This is a genomic window from Roseovarius sp. MMSF_3281 (assembly GCF_030733685.1).
In the GTDB taxonomy this organism is placed as follows: Bacteria; Pseudomonadota; Alphaproteobacteria; order Rhodobacterales; family Rhodobacteraceae; genus Roseovarius.
Genome location: NZ_JASHIM010000004.1, coordinates 92,642 through 107,930, shown reverse-complemented (window position 1 = coordinate 107,930; position 15,289 = coordinate 92,642). Strand labels below are relative to the sequence as shown.

Here is a 15,289-nt window from a genome sequence, read left to right as displayed (position 1 = left end):
TTGACCCGGGACCTTGCAGCGGGCCAAGTGGCCCCGGGTCAAGCCCGGGGCGCGGCACGCCCTAAACCACTGGTGCGGGCAGCCCCTCGATCATCACGTTGACACAGGCGGGCCTGCCGCTCGCCACGGCGCGCTCCAGCGCGGGCCGCAACTCCGCCTCATCGGTCACGAACTCGCCATGCGCGCCCATGGCCTCGGCCGACAAGTCATAGCGCGCCGCCGTCAGGCCACAGCCCGAAAGCCGCCCCTCGCCATAATCGCGCAACTGGATCTGATGTTCGGCATTCCACCGCTGGTCATTTCCGATCACCATGACAAGGGGCAACCCATGCCGCGCCGCCGTCTCGAACTCGGCGAAATGAAACCCGATGGAGCCATCCCCCGACAGCGCGAAAACCGTGGCCCCGGGCCGCGCCACGGGCGCCGCCATGGCATAGGGCAACCCACCGCCGATCGCGCCCGACACGCCGTTGATCACCCGCGCCGTGCCACGGGTCAGGGCCTGCGCCCACTGGCCGAATTCCCCGCCATCGCAGACAATCACGCTCTCGTCACAGGCGCTTGCAACCTCCTGTACTGCCGCGCACAGGCTGGCCGATGTCAAACCGCCCCCCACGTCGGGCTGCACAGCCGTCAGTTCTGCCGCTTCCGCGCACCACGCCTCACGCGCCGGGGCCGCGCTGTCGCACAACGCCCGCGCCATCACCCGCGCCGGGGCCACGACCCCGGCCCGATGTCGCGCACCCAGGTTCCTGGCCGCCACAGCATGATCCGCGCCATCGGCGCTCACCGTGATCCACTCGGCCTCGCCCGCGCCAAAGCCAAGCGTGAAATCCACGCGCTTACCCAGGCTCAGCACCAGGTCGGCCCGCGCGACGACCTCGGCAATCCGGCCAAGGCTGGGGTCACGCAATCCGCGTGGGCTTTCCATCGCATATACCGGCGCGCCCAAAGCCGCGCCCAGTCTCTGCTCAAGTCCAGCCTGCCGCGTCGGCGTCAATGACGGCCCCAGCAACACCAGGGGCCGCGCGGCCTGTGCCACAAGGGTTTGCACCGCCTCCAGATCCTCGGCGCTGGCAGGCCGCTCCGACAGGTCCGCCGTCAGCGCCGGGCCATCGGCCTCCGCCTTGACCACGTCAAAGGGCAGGGCCAGATGCACCGGCCCCGGCTGCCCGGTCACGGCGCTTTCGATTGCCCAAGCCACATCGCGGCCAAGCCCCTCCGACGCCTCCGAGCGATAGGAATACTTGGTCACCGCCTGCGTGATCGCCACCTGGTCCATTTCCTGGAAGGCCCCGGTGCCATCCTGCCCGCGCGGACTGTCGCCCGACAAAAGCAAAACCGGGGTGTCCGACGCCCGCGCCGAGGCCAAGGCCCCAACGCTATTGGCCAAGCCGCCGCCCGCGGTAACCAAGGCCACCCCGACCTGCCCGGTCAGTTGCGCATAGGCTTCGGCCATGAACACCGTCGCACCTTCGTGCCGCGTGTGGATCAACTCGATCCCGGCATCGAGACAAGCATCGAAAATCGGCATGATCTGATTGCCCGACAGGGCAAAAATCCGCCTCACTCCCGAGGCCGCCAGCGTTTTCACCAAAAGGTCTGCACCGCGCATCACGTCAACTCTCTTTCTCGGGCTGATTGCGCCCCTCGCGGGCCGCATTCACCCCCATCCGCACGATGGCGAAAATGGTGATCGCGGTGACCGTCCAGAAGAACCAGGTAATCGGTCCCCGGAAAAACACCTTCCAATCGCTGCCCGACATCAGCATGGCCTGCCGGAAATTGTCCTCCAGCAAAGGCCCAAGGATAAAGGCGATCAGGAAGGGCGCCGCCGGAATCCGCCAACGCATCATGGCATAGCCGACCCAGCCCATGGCAAACATCACGCCCACATCAAAGATGTTGTTGTTCACCGCGTACACCCCGTAGACGCACAGCACCAGAACCCCGGGGATCAACAGCCGCTTGGGCACATCCGCCACGTATTTGAACCCCTTGATCGCCACCGAGCCGACAAAGAACAGGCAGATCGAACTGACGATCAGGCCGATGAACAACCCGTAAATCAGGTCGACGTTCAGGACGAACATCATCGGCCCCGGCTGCAACCCGTGGATCATGAAGGCGCCGATGATGATCGCGGTGATCACATCCCCCGGCACACCCAGCGCCAAAAGCGGGATCAGCGTGGCACCGGCCACGCCGTTGTTGCCAGCCTCCGAGGCGGCCACGCCCTCGACCTCGCCCTTGCCGAAATTCGGCTTGTTCTTGGATTTGCGCCGCGCCTCGGAATAGCTCAAAAATGCCGAAGGCGCCGCGCCGATACCGGGAATCGAGCCAAGGAAAACACCGATCAGGCTACCGCGCACGATCGACCGGAAACTCTTCTTGTAGTCGTCGAAACTGACCCAGTTATTGCCAAGGCTCCGCGCCTTGCCCAAATGCGCCGTCGGGTGCCACACCATGGCCAGCACCTCGGGGATCGCAAAAAGCCCGATCAGCACGGCAATGAAATTCAACCCGCCCATCATGTTCGGATCGCCAAAGGTAAAGCGGTTGGTCCCATAGATCAGATCAAGCCCCACCGTGGCCAGCAACAGCCCGAGGATGGCCGACAACGCCCCGCGCAGCAGGCTGTCGCCCGACACGCCCGCGATGATGGTCAGCGAGAACAGGATCAGGGTGAAGAACTCCGGCGGCCCGAAGCTCAACGCAAAAGAGGCCAGCCAACCGGCAAAGACGATCAGCGCGAGGTTGGAAATCACATCCGCCGTACAGGAGGCCCAAAGCGCCATGCCCAACGCGCGGCCCGCCTCGCCCTTTTCCGCCATCGGGTAGCCGTCAAGGATCGTGGCGGAAGAGGCTGGGGTTCCGGGCGTCTTGATCAGAATCGCGGGAATACAACCGCCGAAAATCCCGCCCTTGTAGACACCCAAAAGCAACAGGATGCCGGTGATGGGCTGCATCGCGAAGGTGAACGGCAATGTCAGGGCCACGGCCATCGTGGCCGACATCCCCGGAATCGCACCGCCGAACACCCCGATGGCGACACCACCGGCCAGCGCAAGGAAAGACTCCAGGTTGGCGACAAGCGAAAGCCCCGCCATCAAGCTGTCGATAAAACTCATGGCAGCCTCACGAAATTGCCCTGCGGGATCGCAACCCCCGCCACATGCGCGAAAAAGGCATAAAGCACCAGGGGAAGCACCACGGCACAGATCACCGCCGCCACCGGGTGGCGCGTCTTGACCAGAAACGCCGTCAGCGCAAAGCACAGCATCGACGTCCAGACCATGCCAAGCCGCGGCATCAAGGCCATCGTGCCCACCATGATCAGGGCCATACCGATCATGCGCACCCATGCGCCCATGCCCTCGTCATGCGCATCCACGAAGTCTTCCGATGGTCCCTCGGCCGTCCGATACCCCGCCGCGATCAGGCCAAGGCCCACCACGCCGGTACAGCCGGCCAGAACATAGGGCCAGAACATCGGTGACAGTAAAATATTCTTGATGTTGCTCGGGGCGGCCACCCAATTCGGGATTGCCGCGAATATCAGAAACGCCGAGGCTAGGCAGGCCCCGATCCCAAGCTGCATTTGTAGGCGACGCTCGCTCACCTGCCCCTCCCTCATGGCTTATACGCCGGGCCATGAAAGGCCCGGCGCGGTATCATGTCAAAAGCTTAGTGCCGAAAGCTCACCCTTCGACCCGCATGCCCAACTCGTCCACCAGCTCGCGGAAGGTGTTGTACTGCGTTTCGATGAACTCATTGGCCTCCTCGGGGTCCATCAGGCGGATAACCGACCCACGCGCCGTCATCTTCTCAAGGAAGCCTTCGTCGGCAGTGGCCTCGGCCATCCATTCGCCCCACTTGGCCGCGACATCGTCAGGCAGGCCATCCGGCCCGGCAATCCCGGTCCAGCCGACAAGCTGATGCAACGCGGGCTTGTCCAGATCCGCCGCGGTCGGCGCATCGAAGCCCGGCACCGGCTCGGCGGTGGTCACCAGAATCGGGTCCAACTGATCGTTGGAAACGAAACTCGCCAAGGCCGAGGAGTTGGTGCAAATGAACGTGGCCGTGCCATTCAACACCGCCGTTGCCGCGGCCCCACCGCCCTTAAGCGGAATATGCGTGGCCGCTTCCAGCGGATTCTCGACCCCGAATTCGCGCAAGACCATGGCCCCCGCCAGATGCAGCAGCGACCCAACCCCGGAAGAGCTATAGGTAACGCCACCCTCTTTCACCTTGGCAATCAGGTCGTCCATGTTCTCGATCCCCGACGACGGGTTCACCGCGCAGGCCACCGGGTTGATCTCGTAAACCGTCACGAATCGGAAATCATCCAGCGTATAGGGCAGCGTCGCCTTCATCGCCGGGCTGACCGAGTGCGAACCGACCCGCGCAAACAGCATCCGGTACCCGTCGGGCTCGGCGTTCTGCACGGTCACCGATCCGGTGGCCCCGCCCGCGCCGGTCACATTGGCCATGACCAACGGCTTGCCGACGGCATTGCCCAAAGGCTCTGCAATGCTGCGCGCGGAGATATCCGTTGCACCACCCGCGCCATACGGGATCACCATGTTGATCGGCCGTTCGGGGTATTCCGCAAAGGCCGCCGTTGCCGTCAGCCCGGCCACCATGGTGCCTGCTGCAAGGATTGATTTGAAGTTCATGTCGTCCTCCCATTAATCGACGTCTAGTTAGTCCAGGCTTGAGTTATTTGCTTCTTATCAGCCGCCCTTGACTTCGGTATAACGTTAAGGTGAACTTAATAGAAGTAATAATAGCTTACCAAAACCGTTAGCTAACCTATCAGCAGGAGCCTCCCTTTGTCGATCCGCATGTTGCGCACCCTGATTGCCGTGGAAGAGCAGAAAACCTTCAGCGCCGCCGCCGAGGCGGTGCATGTCACCCACGCCGCCGTCAGCCAGCAAATGCGCGCGCTCGAGGACGAATGGCAAATCGCCCTCTTCGACCGCTCGAAACGCACTCCCGAACTCACGCCCGTTGGCCGCGCCATCGTCGCCAAGGCCCGCGAAGTGGTCCGCGCCTATGATAACATCGTCCCCTCGGTGGTCGACTCCGACACCCTCGAAGGCGACATTGCGCTTGGGGCCGTGCCCACCACCCTCACGGGCCTCGTACCGCTGGCCGTCTCGCGACTCAAGTCCGCCTTTCCCAAGCTCCACGTGCAGGTCCATCCGGGCCTGACCACACCGCTGATCTCGCGAATCGAACGCGGCACGCTGGATGCCGCCATCGTCGCGCGCCCGCCTGTCCTGCCGCCGGATTTCGACTATCGCCACATCGCCGACGAACCCCTGCAACTTCTGGCCGCCAAGGGCACCACCTGCGACGACCCGCTCGAGCTTCTGGCCTCCCGCCCCTTCATCCGCTTCAACCGCGATGCCGTGGTCGGCCAGATGATCGAAAGCTGGCTGCAACGCAAAGGCATCCGCGTGCAGGAAAGCATGGAACTTGACGGTCTCGAAGCCATTTCAAGCATGGTTTTTGCAAATCTCGGGGTCTCCATCGTTCCGGCCAGTTGCGTGCCCTCGCAAAACCCACTGGCCGTCGAACGCTTTTCCCTCGGCCCTGACGCCCCGATGCGCCACCTCGGGCTGATCTACCGTCGCGACAGCCTGCGCCTCAATATGTTGCAGGAAATCGAAAGCGTCCTGCTCGACAGCGCCGCAATTGGAAAACTCGACCCGAATTCACTGGGGGCCACATGATCTCGAATGACACTATCCTCATGGTCGTCCTCGGCGCGGCGGCGGGCGGCTTTATCAACGGGCTGGCAGGCTTCGGCACGGCGCTTTTCGCGCTCGGCTTTTTCCTTACGGTCATGACCCCGCCACAGGCCGTGGCCGTTGTCGTCGTGCTCTCGGTCGCCAGCGGGTTGCAGGGCCTTTGGATCGTCCGTCACGCGATTTTCGACAATCCCCGCCGCATGGCCCGTTTCCTCGGCCCCGGTATTATCGGCATCCCGCTAGGGATCGCCGCCCTCTACATCATCGACGCGGCAACCCTGAAACTGGTGATTGCCGCATTCCTGCTGATCTACGGCGGCTTCTTCAGCCTGCGTCGCGCCCTGCCCAAGTTCGAGCGGCCCACCCCCTTCATCGACATGACCGTGGGTTTTGCCGGCGGTATCCTCGGTGGCGCCGCCTCGCTTTCGGGCGCATTGCCCACCATGTGGTGCTCCATGCGGCCATGGCCCAAGGCCGAAACCCGCGCCGTGCTGCAACCTTTCAACGTGGCAATCCTCGGCCTCACGGCCGTCATGCTCTGGTGGCAAGGCACTTACAGCCGCGAGGTGCTGATCAACCTCGCCATCGCCCTGCCCGCCACCATGATTTCGGCACAGATCGGCATCTCGGTCTTTCGCCGCCTCTCCGACGATCTCTTCCGCAGGCTCTTGATCTCAATGTGCCTGCTGTCAGGGATCATCCTGATGATAAGAGCACTGACATGACCATCGAGCATATCCAGGTGCGCGTCTTCCGCGCCCCTACCCCGCGCCCCGTCGCCACCTCCTTTGGGGTAATGCGCGACCGGCCCGCCGTGTTTGTCCGCCTCACCGCCGCCGACGGCGCCTTCGGCTGGGGCGAGGTTTTCGCCAATTGGCCCGCTGCCGGGGCCGAACACCGCGCGCAGCTGTTGATCCAAGACATCGCGCCGCTGGTCCTCGGCCAGCCCTCAAATGATCCCGCCACGCTCTGGCACGATCTCACGCGCAAAACCCATATCCGCGCCCTGCAATGCGGCGAATGGGGGCCCTTCGCGCAGGTACTCGCCGGGCTTGATACCGCCTGTCACGATCTGGCCGCGCGCCGGGCGGGCCTGCCCTTGGCCAAGGCGCTCAATCCCAAGGCCGCGCTTTCCGTTCCGGTCTACGCCAGCGGCATCAAGATCACCGAGGCAGAGGGCGAAATCGCAGCCGCCCGCGCCCAAGGCATCACGGCTTTCAAGGTCAAGGTCGGCTTTGACATGGCAAGCGACCTTGCCACGCTGGAAAAGCTAAGCGCGGGTCTGCAGGACAACGAACGCCTGTTCACCGACGCCAATCAGGCATGGGACGCCCCCACCGCACAGCAGTTCATGCAGGCCACCAAGAATCTGGATATCGGATGGCTGGAAGAACCCATCGCCGCCGACGCCCCCGCCACCGATTGGGCGCGCCTTGCCGCTCTGGGCCAGCCCCCCTTGGCAGGTGGAGAAAACATCACCGGGGTCGAAAACTTCGAAAAAGCCGGCAAGCACCTCGGCTACATCCAACCCGATGTCGCCAAATGGGGCGGGGTGACAGGGTGTTTTGAGGCCGCGCAAGCCATCACCCAAGCGGGCCGCACCTATTGCCCGCATTTCCTGGGCGGCGGTTTGGGCCTTCTGGCCTCGGCCCACCTTCTGGCCGCGGCGGGTGGCGCGGGGCTTCTGGAACTTGACATCAACGCCAACCCCCTGCGCGACGATCTCTTGCCCCAAGGCACGCTGCGCGACGGGGCTTTCCACCTTTCCAAGGCCCCGGGGCTGGGCCTCGAAACCCTCTCCGAAAGCCTTTCAGAGTTCGAAACACTGGCACTGGAGGCACATGCCGGAACGCTTTAGCCAGCGCCGGTTTCCTGAAAGAAACTACTGCGAAACGAGGGGCGAGCGGCCTTATCCCTTGGCCGCCACCACGATCAGTTCCACCTTCAATTCCGGCGTGGCCAGCTTTGCCTCGCCACAGGCCCGCGCCGGGGCGTGGCCTTCGGGCACCCATGCATCCCAGACCGCGTTCATCTCGGCGAAATCCGCCATATCGGCCAGCCAGATCACGCATTGCAGGATTCGCGTGGCATCCGATCCGGCCTCGGCCAAAAGCGCCTCGACCTTTTCAAGACAGGTCGTCGTCTGCCCGGCCACGCTATCGCCGGGGTTGCCCACCTGGCCCGCCAAGTAGATCGTATCGCCATGGGTAACGATCTGGCTCATGCGTTGATTGGTATGGGTGCGGGTTACATTGCTCATTGGGTATCCTTCCTAAAGCGTTCGGGCGAAAGGGCCGCCACGGTTGTCGGGTCTAAATCGGGCGTCTGGCCGGTGATCAGGGCCGCCGTCAGCCGCGACAGCGCCGGAGAGGTCTGCACCCCGTAACCGCCCTGCCCGGCAAGCCAGAAAAACCCGTCGGCCCCGGTGTCGAATCCCACGACCGGGGTGCGGTCGGGGGCAAAGCTGCGCAACCCCGCCCAGGAATGTTCCAATCGCGTCACCGGATGCGTCACGGCCTGTTCAAAGCGGTAAAGCCCCTCGGCCAGCACCATGTCGTCGGGCCATGCATCATGCGGGGGGACGGGGTCTTCATCGGCAGGCGAGACCATCAGCTTGCCAGCCTCGGGCTTGGCATACCATGTCTCGGTGATCGACCCGAAAAGCGGCCAGTCTTCCACGTCATAGCCCTCTGGCGCGGGGATGATCGCCGCCGAACGGCGATAGGGCTGTATCCCCAATGGCTGCACGCCGGCCATCTGTGCCACCGGATCGGCCCAAGCGCCGCCCGCGTTGACAACCACCGGCGCGGTATAGGTCTCGCCCCCCGCCGTGACCTGCCACGCCGAATGGCCGCGCGCGATGCCTTCGACCTGCGCAGCCGTCACCACGCGCCCGCCACGCGATTTCAAAAGCCGCGCATAACCCTGCAACAGGCGGTCCACATCAATATCCTGTGCATCGCGTTCCAGAACCGCGCCCGCGATCAGGCCGGGCTTGAAAATCGGCACAAGCTCCGCCGCCTCCCCCCCTGTCAGCCGCTCAATCCCCGTGGCGCCCTCGCAATAGGCGTCCAGCGTGTCGATCTCGGCCTCGCCCGCCACCATCAATTCGCCGCGTGGCGACAAAAGCGAGCGGTCGGAAATCCCCTCGGGCGCCTCGAAGATCGGCGCGGCGGCGGCATTGAGCGCGCGCAGCGTGGCATTGCCGTAGTTGCGGATAAAGATCGCTGCCGACCGCCCCGTCGCGTGATAGCCGATCTGCGCCTCACCCTCCAAGACCAGCACATTGGCCTCGGCGGCCATTTCCGCCGCCGCGCTGATCCCGGCGATACCGCCGCCGATGACGATGATATCGGGATGTGTCATGCGTCTTCGAACCCTGTCAGTGTGGCGGTAAGGTTCTCGCCCAACTCGTCGCAAAGGTATCCGCCCTCCTGCACGAAAAGCGTGGGCAGCCCCAGCTTGGCAATCGCCGCGCCGATGCGGCCAAATCCTGTGGTGGTCACGGCAAACCCTTGGAAGGGGTCGCCCTCGAACGCATCAAGGCCCAGCGCCACGACAACCACGTCGGCCCCGAAATCGGCGATGCGGGTAAGGCCGGTATCAAGCGCCTGCAAAAAGGCCTTGTCATCGGTGCCGCGCGGCAGTGGCAGGTTGAGGTTATAGCCAAGGCCCCGCCCCTCGCCGCGCTCCTGCGCATGCCCCCAGAAGAAAGGGTAAAAGCGCACCGGGTCGGCATGGATCGACACCGTCAGCACATCGTCGCGGTCATAAAAGATGCCTTGGGTGCCGTTGCCGTGATGCACGTCCACGTCCAAGATCGCCGGGCGCAGGCCCTTCATCCGCAGGTGCTCGGCGGCGATGGCCGAATTGTTCAGGAAACAAAAGCCCCCCGCCAGGTCGCCGAAGGCATGATGCCCCGGCGGACGGCACAGCGCATAGGCCGCCATTTCGCCCCCCGCCACCAGATCGGCGGCGGTCAGGGCCGTTTGCGCCGACCAATAGGCCGCCTCCCATGTGCCTTCGCCGATGGGACAGGCCGTATCGGCCTGGTGAAACCCCGCCTGTCCCACCGCCGAACGCGGGTAGCTGTCGCTGCGGTTGGCAGGGTGGATATTGGGGATCACCTCGTCGCCCGCATCGGGGATGCGTTGCCAGCGGGTATAGATATTGCGCAGAAAGGTCAGGTATTCGGGCGAATGAAGCGCCGCGATAGGCCCTTGGCCGTGGTCGGTGGGGGCCGCAACCTCGCATTGCGCGGCCTTGGCCCCGCTCAGCAGTTTGTCGATCCGCGCAGGTTGTTCGGGGCACGGCAGGCGCTTGCCATTGGCCATGAAATGCTTGGGGTCATGGTGCCATTGCCGCTCGTCGAAGATCGCTTTCATCTTGCATGCCCTTTCAGGTTTTCGAAGCCTTCCGCATCCAGTTTCATCACCGTCGCGCCGGTTTGCGGGCCAAAGCCCAGCCGCTCGTAGAATTTGCGCGACTCGGTCGAATGTTCATAGACCGCAAGCGAAAGCCACTTCGCGTTCCACCAATGCGCCGCCAGCATCGCCGCCCCTGCCAGCAAGCGCCGCCCAAGGCCATGACCCCGGCCTTCGGGCGCAACCCAAAGGTCCGACACGTAAACCCCCGCCGCGCCGCGCACGGTGGAAAGCGTGGGGCTGTAAAGGGCCACGCCGCGCAAATCCTCGCCCGCCATCGCCAGCGTCGCATAGGCCGAGGGGTGCACGCCGAAAAGCGCCTGTTCCAACAGGGCCACGTCGCCCTTGTGCTCATCGCCCAGATCGGCACTCAGCCGCCTCAGGCCTTCGTCCAACAGGGGCAGATCGTCGGATGTATCCACCACGCGCAGGGAAATCTCGCTCATCTCAAATCGCCATTTCGTCCGCGCCCTTGAGGCCAAGGATATCCCGCGCCTCGTCGGGGGTGGCCACCTCGCGGCCCAAGCCTTCGACGATGCTGCGGATTTTTTCAACCTGTTGGGCATTGTTCTCCGCCAAGGTGCCGCGCGCGATGGTCAGGCTATCCTCCAGCCCCACGCGCACATGCCCGCCCATGGCCGCCGCCATGGTGATCAGCGGCATTTGATGCCGCCCCGCCGCCAGCACCGAGAACATGTAATCCTCGCCGAAAAGTTTATCGGCGATGCGCACCATATGGGTCAGGTTTTCCGGGTCCGGCCCCATACCGCCCAGCACGCCGAAAACGAACTGGATGAACAGCGGCGCCCGCACAAAACCGCGGTCCACGAAATGCCTGAGCATGTAGAGATGCGACAGGTCATAACATTCAAACTCGAACCGCGCGCCGCGCTCCTTTCCCAGTTCGGTCAGGATGCGGCCAATGTCGCGCGGGGTGTTCTTGAAGACCAGATCGTCGGTGCCCTCAAGAAAGGGCTTTTCCCAATCGTGCTGCCAATCGGTGATGCGCTCGGCCATCGGGTAAAGCGCGAAATTCATCGACCCCATGTTGAGCGAGGCCATTTCCGGCTCCACCCGCTTGGGCGCGGCAAGCCGTTGGTCAAGGCTCATGATCGCGCTGCCCCCGGTCGACAGGTTCAGCACCGCGTCGCACCCTTCATGGATACGCGGCAGAAAGCCCATGAAATGCTCGACCTCGGCCGATGGCCGCCCGGTCTCGGGGTGGCGCGCATGCAGGTGCAGGATGGCCGCACCGGCCTTGGCCGCGCCAATGGCTTGGTCTGCAATCTGCTCGCCCGTCACCGGCAGGTGCGGTGACATGCTGGGCGTATGGATCGAGCCGGTAACGGCACAGGTGATCAGGATTTTCCGCATCTCGGGCCTTTATGCGATCTTGTCCAGCTCGGGCCGGATTTCATCGGTGAATTGCGCAAGCGAGGTATCCAGCATCCCGGTGATTTCGTCCAGATGCGTATCGTTCACGATCATCGGCGGGGCAACGATGATGTGATCGCCTTCCACCCCGTTGCGGGTGCGCCGCGAATAGACGATCAGCCCGTTGTCATAGGCGATGTTCACGAACCGGTCAAAGGCCTTGAGGTGCTTGGGCAAGGGCGTCTTGCTGCCCCGGTCGGCCATGAATTCAAAGGCCGTAAGCAACCCCATGCCGCGCACGTCACCGATGATCGGGTATCGCTGCATCAAGCCCTCAAGCCGGGCCATCAGCTTCTCGCCCATCCGGGCGGCATTCTGCACCAGCCCCTGCCGCTCGATCTCGTCGATCACGGCCACCCCGGCGGCACAGGCCAAGGGATTCCCGGCATAGGTATAGCCATGCAGGAACCCGCCCTGATCCAGAACCGCCTCGACCAGGCGTTCATGCGCGGCCATGGCCCCAAGCGGCACGTAACCGGCGGCAAACCCCTTGGACATCACCACGATATCGGGTTCAAGATTCCAATGCTCCGAGGCAAGGAAAGCACCGGTGCGCCCCGCGCCTGTCATCACCTCGTCCAAGATCAGCAGAACACCGTATTTGCGGCAAATCTCCTGCACCCGCTCCATGTAGCCCTTGGGCGGCGGCAAGGCCCCGGTCGAGGCCCCGCCGACAGGTTCGACCATGAAGGCCAGCACGCTGTCGGGGCCTTCCTGCAAAATCTTGGCCTCCAGCATATCGGCATAATGATGGCCCGTCGCCTCGTCCTGCGCATCCAGCCCATCCAAGTACGCCGTCGGCGCGGGCACCTTGGGCATGGACTGCATCATCGGATCAAAGGGCTTGGTCAGCGGATCGTAAGAGGTCAGCGCCAAGGCCCCCAGCGTACAGCCATGATAACTGGGCGCGCGGGAAATGATCTTCCACCGGCTCTCCTGCCCCACGGCAATCGCGTATTGCCGGGCCAGCTTCATGGCACTTTCCACCGCTTCGGACCCGCCCGAGACAAAGAACACCCGGTTCAACCCCTCGGGGCAAAGTGCCGCCGTTTTCGCGGCCAGTTTTTCCGAGGCCTCGGTCTCGAAATGCAACCGGTAGCCAAAGGTGCTTTTCTCCATCTGGCGGCGCATCGCCTCAAGCACGTTCTCGTTGGAATGGCCGATGTTGCACACCATCGCGCCGCTGGAGCCATCAAGATAGCGCTTGCCGTCCACATCCCACATGTAGACGCCGCGCGCTTGGTCCAGCACGGGCCGCCGTTGTCGCCCTTGGTAAAACAGGTGGCTTGGTCGTTCAGTCATGGTATTATCCCGGCAAGGCCGCGCAGTCCTGCGGGCGCAGGTGCAAATGCACCTCGGCGCCTTCGGCAAAAGGATGGCCGTCAATCATGTTGATCGCCTGCAGTTGTGTATCCCCCGCGCGCACGAAATAGCGCACCGCCTGCCCCTGGTAATCCACCGTTTCCACGGTGGCGGGCACCGAGACCGAACCGTCGGGCGCGGGCTGATCGGAAAGCTGCAGCTTCTCGGCCCGAACCACCAGTTTTGCAGGGCCCTCGCCGGTGATGCGCGGGGCTTTTTCGGCGGGAATGGTCATTTGCCCGAAAATCGGCGCGTCGATGGCCACGCCATCGCCCGTGCCGGTACAGCGGGACTCGAGGATATTCGAGGCCCCAAGGAAGTTGGCGACAAATTCCGAGGCCGGGGTATTATACACCTCTTCCGGTGCGCCCACCTGCTCGACCCGGCCTTCCGACATCACCACGATCTGGTCCGACATGGCCAGCGCCTCAGATTGGTCGTGGGTCACGAAAACCGTGGTCACACCGATCCGTTCCTGAATACGCTTCAACTCAACCCGCATATCCTCGCGCAGGTTGGCATCCAGCGCCGAAAGCGGCTCATCCAGCAACAGAACATCGGGTTCGATCACGATGGCACGGGCCAGCGCGATGCGCTGTTGCTGCCCGCCCGACAGTTCCTTGGGATAGCGATCCCCCACATTCGGAAGCTGCACCAGGTCCAGCGCATCCTGCACCCGCTTGGGAATTTCCTCTGTCGGTACATCGCGGTATTTCAGGCCAAAGGCCACGTTCTCGGCCACGGTCTTATGCGGAAACAGCGCATAATTCTGAAAGACAAGGCCAAGGTTGCGCTTGTGAATCGGCACATCGTTGACCCGTTTGCCCCCGATCAGGATTTCGCCCTCGCTCGGGTCCAGAAGCCCGGCGATCATCCGCAGATTGGTTGTCTTGCCACAGCCCGACGGCCCCAACAGGGTGATGAACGCCCCCTCGGGAATCTCAAGCGAGCTTTGGTGCACGGCAGTAAAATTGCCGAAGCGTTTGACGATATTATTCAGGGTGACGGAACTCATCTGCACTGTCCTTGCTCAGGCGTCTGGGATATCCCGCCCCGGGCATGGCCCGGGGCCTCGTGGCTTGATCCGAGGCCCCGGCGCGGCGGTCGGGGCGGGACGGTCTTGGGCGGCGGGCGTCAATAGCCCTTTTGCACGCGACCGAAGGTTTTCGACCACTCTTGCTCATTGCCGTTCCAATAGGCCGGGTCGGCAAAGGTCAAACCGTCCAGTTTGCCCGTCGGGTCGAAGGCCGGCAGGGTCGGGATCTTGTCGCCAAGGTCCACCTTCTGCGGGTCAAGCGCGGGCGGATAGTTCTGCCCTTCGGCCACCGCGATCGAGGTTTCCGGCGCCAGCATGAAGTTCAACAGTTCTTCGCAGGCTTCCATCGGGCTGCCCTTGATGACGAACATGCATTCCTGCCAACCAAAGCCGTTGGGCGGGTCCATGTAGCCGATGTCGTGGCCCTGCTCCTGCAACGCGTAGATGCGGCCCGACCAGCCTTCGGTGACATGGATTTCCTCCTCGGCCAGAAGGCTCATCAACTCGGCGCCCGATCCCCAGTATTTCAGGCTCAGGTCACGATGCGCGCGCACCGCTTCCCATGCGGCCTCGACATCCTCGATGTTGTTCGGGTCTTGCCCGGTTTGCAGGGCGGCATACCACAGGCGGGTGCGCCAATCGCTCCACCCGGCGATCTTGCCCTTGTGCGCCTCGTCGATAAGGATCTTGGCGCCTTTCTCCTGCATTTCCTCGTCCGAGATATACTTGCGGTTATAGGCAAGGCCCGTGGTCCCATAGTCATACGGCACACAGGACAGCTTGCCGTCGGTCACCTTGCGGAAGACGTCGACCAGCTTGGGGATGACGTATTGCAAGTTCGGGATGTTATCCTCGTTGAGAACCGTGGAAAGCCCGAGATTGTGATACCGGGCATAGTCGAAGACGCCCGACAGGTGGGCGATGTTGTATTCGCCTTCCTGGCTGGCCTTCACACGGCTGAGGTATTCATCGCCCCCGCCGAAGGTGCCATCGACCACGTCGATACCGGTTTCGGCCTGAAACGGGTCAAAGGCGTTTTCGCGCAGCGCCTCGGACACCACGCCGCCCCAACCGTCAAAGCGCACTTGGGCAACGGTCTGGGCGTTGGCATATTTGGCAAAGGGCGTCTGCACACCATAAGCCAGACCGGCGGCCCCGATCAGGCCAAGGAAACCGCGGCGATCTATATCGCCGTTCATGTACCGCTCGCGCAGGCGCTCATAGCGGGTTGTGTTATCCATCTTCCTTGTCATTCGTCTCTCCTTGTTGGTTGG

15 protein-coding genes are annotated in these 15,289 nt (G+C 63.4%); 3 read left to right on the top strand and 12 right to left on the bottom strand.

Annotated features, from left to right (window positions below):
* Positions 1-61: 61 nt before the first annotated feature.
* The 4 genes from RBB32_RS06855 to RBB32_RS06840 form a co-directional block, all read right to left on the bottom strand.
* Positions 62-1,615: a thiamine pyrophosphate-binding protein gene (locus RBB32_RS06855; protein ID WP_306151962.1), complete on the bottom strand. Its 1,554-nt coding sequence runs from the start codon at positions 1,613-1,615 to the stop codon at positions 62-64.
* Positions 1,616-1,619: 4 nt separating this feature from the next.
* Positions 1,620-3,131: a tripartite tricarboxylate transporter permease gene (locus RBB32_RS06850; RefSeq protein WP_306151961.1), complete on the bottom strand. Its 1,512-nt coding sequence runs from the start codon at positions 3,129-3,131 to the stop codon at positions 1,620-1,622.
* Positions 3,128-3,622: a tripartite tricarboxylate transporter TctB family protein gene (locus RBB32_RS06845; RefSeq protein WP_306151960.1), complete on the bottom strand. Its 495-nt coding sequence runs from the start codon at positions 3,620-3,622 to the stop codon at positions 3,128-3,130. Before RBB32_RS06845 ends, RBB32_RS06850 begins: the two co-directional genes overlap by 4 nt.
* Positions 3,623-3,701: 79 nt before the next feature.
* A complete protein-coding gene (locus RBB32_RS06840; RefSeq protein ID WP_306151959.1) occupies positions 3,702-4,679 on the bottom strand; it encodes a tripartite tricarboxylate transporter substrate binding protein in 978 nt (325 codons plus the stop codon).
* Between the two features lie 156 nt (positions 4,680-4,835).
* Here RBB32_RS06840 and RBB32_RS06835 point away from each other — a divergent pair, with 156 nt between their 5' ends.
* Genes RBB32_RS06835 through RBB32_RS06825 form a run of 3 tightly spaced genes read left to right on the top strand, consistent with a single transcriptional unit; the run spans position 4,836 to position 7,617 of the window.
* Positions 4,836-5,741 carry a LysR family transcriptional regulator gene (locus RBB32_RS06835; protein ID WP_306151958.1) on the top strand — a complete coding sequence of 302 codons (906 nt, stop codon included), beginning with the start codon at positions 4,836-4,838 and terminating at the stop codon, positions 5,739-5,741.
* On the top strand, positions 5,741-6,484 hold the full coding sequence (locus tag RBB32_RS06830; protein WP_306152050.1) for a sulfite exporter TauE/SafE family protein: 744 nt from the start codon (positions 5,741-5,743) through the stop codon (positions 6,482-6,484). Before RBB32_RS06835 ends, RBB32_RS06830 begins: the two co-directional genes overlap by 1 nt.
* Positions 6,481-7,617, top strand: coding sequence for a mandelate racemase/muconate lactonizing enzyme family protein (locus RBB32_RS06825; RefSeq protein WP_306151957.1), 1,137 nt, complete (start codon positions 6,481-6,483; stop codon positions 7,615-7,617). The genes RBB32_RS06830 and RBB32_RS06825 overlap by 4 nt, the downstream gene beginning before the upstream one ends.
* Before the next feature lie 51 nt (positions 7,618-7,668).
* Here RBB32_RS06825 and RBB32_RS06820 read toward each other — a convergent pair whose 3' ends face one another.
* The 8 genes from RBB32_RS06820 to RBB32_RS06785 all read right to left on the bottom strand — a co-directional run bounded on the left by RBB32_RS06820 (position 7,669) and on the right by RBB32_RS06785 (position 15,256).
* Complete coding sequence (locus RBB32_RS06820; protein WP_306151956.1) at positions 7,669-8,019, bottom strand: RidA family protein; 351 nt, start codon at positions 8,017-8,019, stop codon at positions 7,669-7,671.
* Positions 8,016-9,125 carry an FAD-binding oxidoreductase gene (locus RBB32_RS06815; RefSeq protein WP_306151955.1) on the bottom strand — a complete coding sequence of 370 codons (1,110 nt, stop codon included), beginning with the start codon at positions 9,123-9,125 and terminating at the stop codon, positions 8,016-8,018. The genes RBB32_RS06820 and RBB32_RS06815 overlap by 4 nt, the downstream gene beginning before the upstream one ends.
* Positions 9,122-10,144 (bottom strand): histone deacetylase family protein, encoded by a 1,023-nt coding sequence (locus tag RBB32_RS06810; protein WP_306151954.1) that lies wholly within the window; start codon positions 10,142-10,144, stop codon positions 9,122-9,124. The genes RBB32_RS06815 and RBB32_RS06810 overlap by 4 nt, the downstream gene beginning before the upstream one ends.
* Positions 10,141-10,629, bottom strand: coding sequence for an N-acetyltransferase (locus RBB32_RS06805; RefSeq protein ID WP_306151953.1), 489 nt, complete (start codon positions 10,627-10,629; stop codon positions 10,141-10,143). The genes RBB32_RS06810 and RBB32_RS06805 overlap by 4 nt, the downstream gene beginning before the upstream one ends.
* A gap of 1 nt (position 10,630) precedes the next feature.
* Entirely contained in the window at positions 10,631-11,557 is a 927-nt protein-coding gene (locus tag RBB32_RS06800; protein WP_306151951.1) for a 3-keto-5-aminohexanoate cleavage protein, read from the bottom strand.
* 9 nt (positions 11,558-11,566) lie between these two features.
* Complete coding sequence (locus RBB32_RS06795) at positions 11,567-12,919, bottom strand: aspartate aminotransferase family protein (RefSeq protein WP_306151950.1); 1,353 nt, start codon at positions 12,917-12,919, stop codon at positions 11,567-11,569.
* Positions 12,920-12,923: 4 nt separating this feature from the next.
* Positions 12,924-13,994 (bottom strand): ABC transporter ATP-binding protein, encoded by a 1,071-nt coding sequence (locus RBB32_RS06790; RefSeq protein WP_306151949.1) that lies wholly within the window; start codon positions 13,992-13,994, stop codon positions 12,924-12,926.
* A 119-nt stretch (positions 13,995-14,113) separates the two neighbouring features.
* Positions 14,114-15,256 carry a PotD/PotF family extracellular solute-binding protein gene (locus tag RBB32_RS06785; protein WP_306151947.1) on the bottom strand — a complete coding sequence of 381 codons (1,143 nt, stop codon included), beginning with the start codon at positions 15,254-15,256 and terminating at the stop codon, positions 14,114-14,116.
* Between the last annotated feature and the right edge of the window lie 33 nt (positions 15,257-15,289).

What these genes read in the sequence shown, in the direction of transcription:
- RBB32_RS06855 (WP_306151962.1), bottom strand. Translation starts at nt 1,615, where the DNA reads ATGCGCGGTGCAGACCTTTTGGTGAAAACGCTGGCGGCCTCGGGAGTG.
- RBB32_RS06785 (WP_306151947.1), bottom strand. Translation starts at nt 15,256, where the DNA reads ATGGATAACACAACCCGCTATGAGCGCCTGCGCGAGCGGTACATGAAC.
- RBB32_RS06790 (WP_306151949.1), bottom strand. Translation starts at nt 13,994, where the DNA reads ATGAGTTCCGTCACCCTGAATAATATCGTCAAACGCTTCGGCAATTTT.
- RBB32_RS06815 (WP_306151955.1), bottom strand. Translation starts at nt 9,125, where the DNA reads ATGACACATCCCGATATCATCGTCATCGGCGGCGGTATCGCCGGGATC.
- RBB32_RS06810 (WP_306151954.1), bottom strand. Translation starts at nt 10,144, where the DNA reads ATGAAAGCGATCTTCGACGAGCGGCAATGGCACCATGACCCCAAGCAT.
- RBB32_RS06850 (WP_306151961.1), bottom strand. Translation starts at nt 3,131, where the DNA reads ATGAGTTTTATCGACAGCTTGATGGCGGGGCTTTCGCTTGTCGCCAAC.
- RBB32_RS06825 (WP_306151957.1), top strand. Translation starts at nt 6,481, where the DNA reads ATGACCATCGAGCATATCCAGGTGCGCGTCTTCCGCGCCCCTACCCCG.
- RBB32_RS06800 (WP_306151951.1), bottom strand. Translation starts at nt 11,557, where the DNA reads ATGCGGAAAATCCTGATCACCTGTGCCGTTACCGGCTCGATCCATACG.
- RBB32_RS06840 (WP_306151959.1), bottom strand. Translation starts at nt 4,679, where the DNA reads ATGAACTTCAAATCAATCCTTGCAGCAGGCACCATGGTGGCCGGGCTG.
- RBB32_RS06820 (WP_306151956.1), bottom strand. Translation starts at nt 8,019, where the DNA reads ATGAGCAATGTAACCCGCACCCATACCAATCAACGCATGAGCCAGATC.
- RBB32_RS06795 (WP_306151950.1), bottom strand. Translation starts at nt 12,919, where the DNA reads ATGACTGAACGACCAAGCCACCTGTTTTACCAAGGGCGACAACGGCGG.
- RBB32_RS06805 (WP_306151953.1), bottom strand. Translation starts at nt 10,629, where the DNA reads ATGAGCGAGATTTCCCTGCGCGTGGTGGATACATCCGACGATCTGCCC.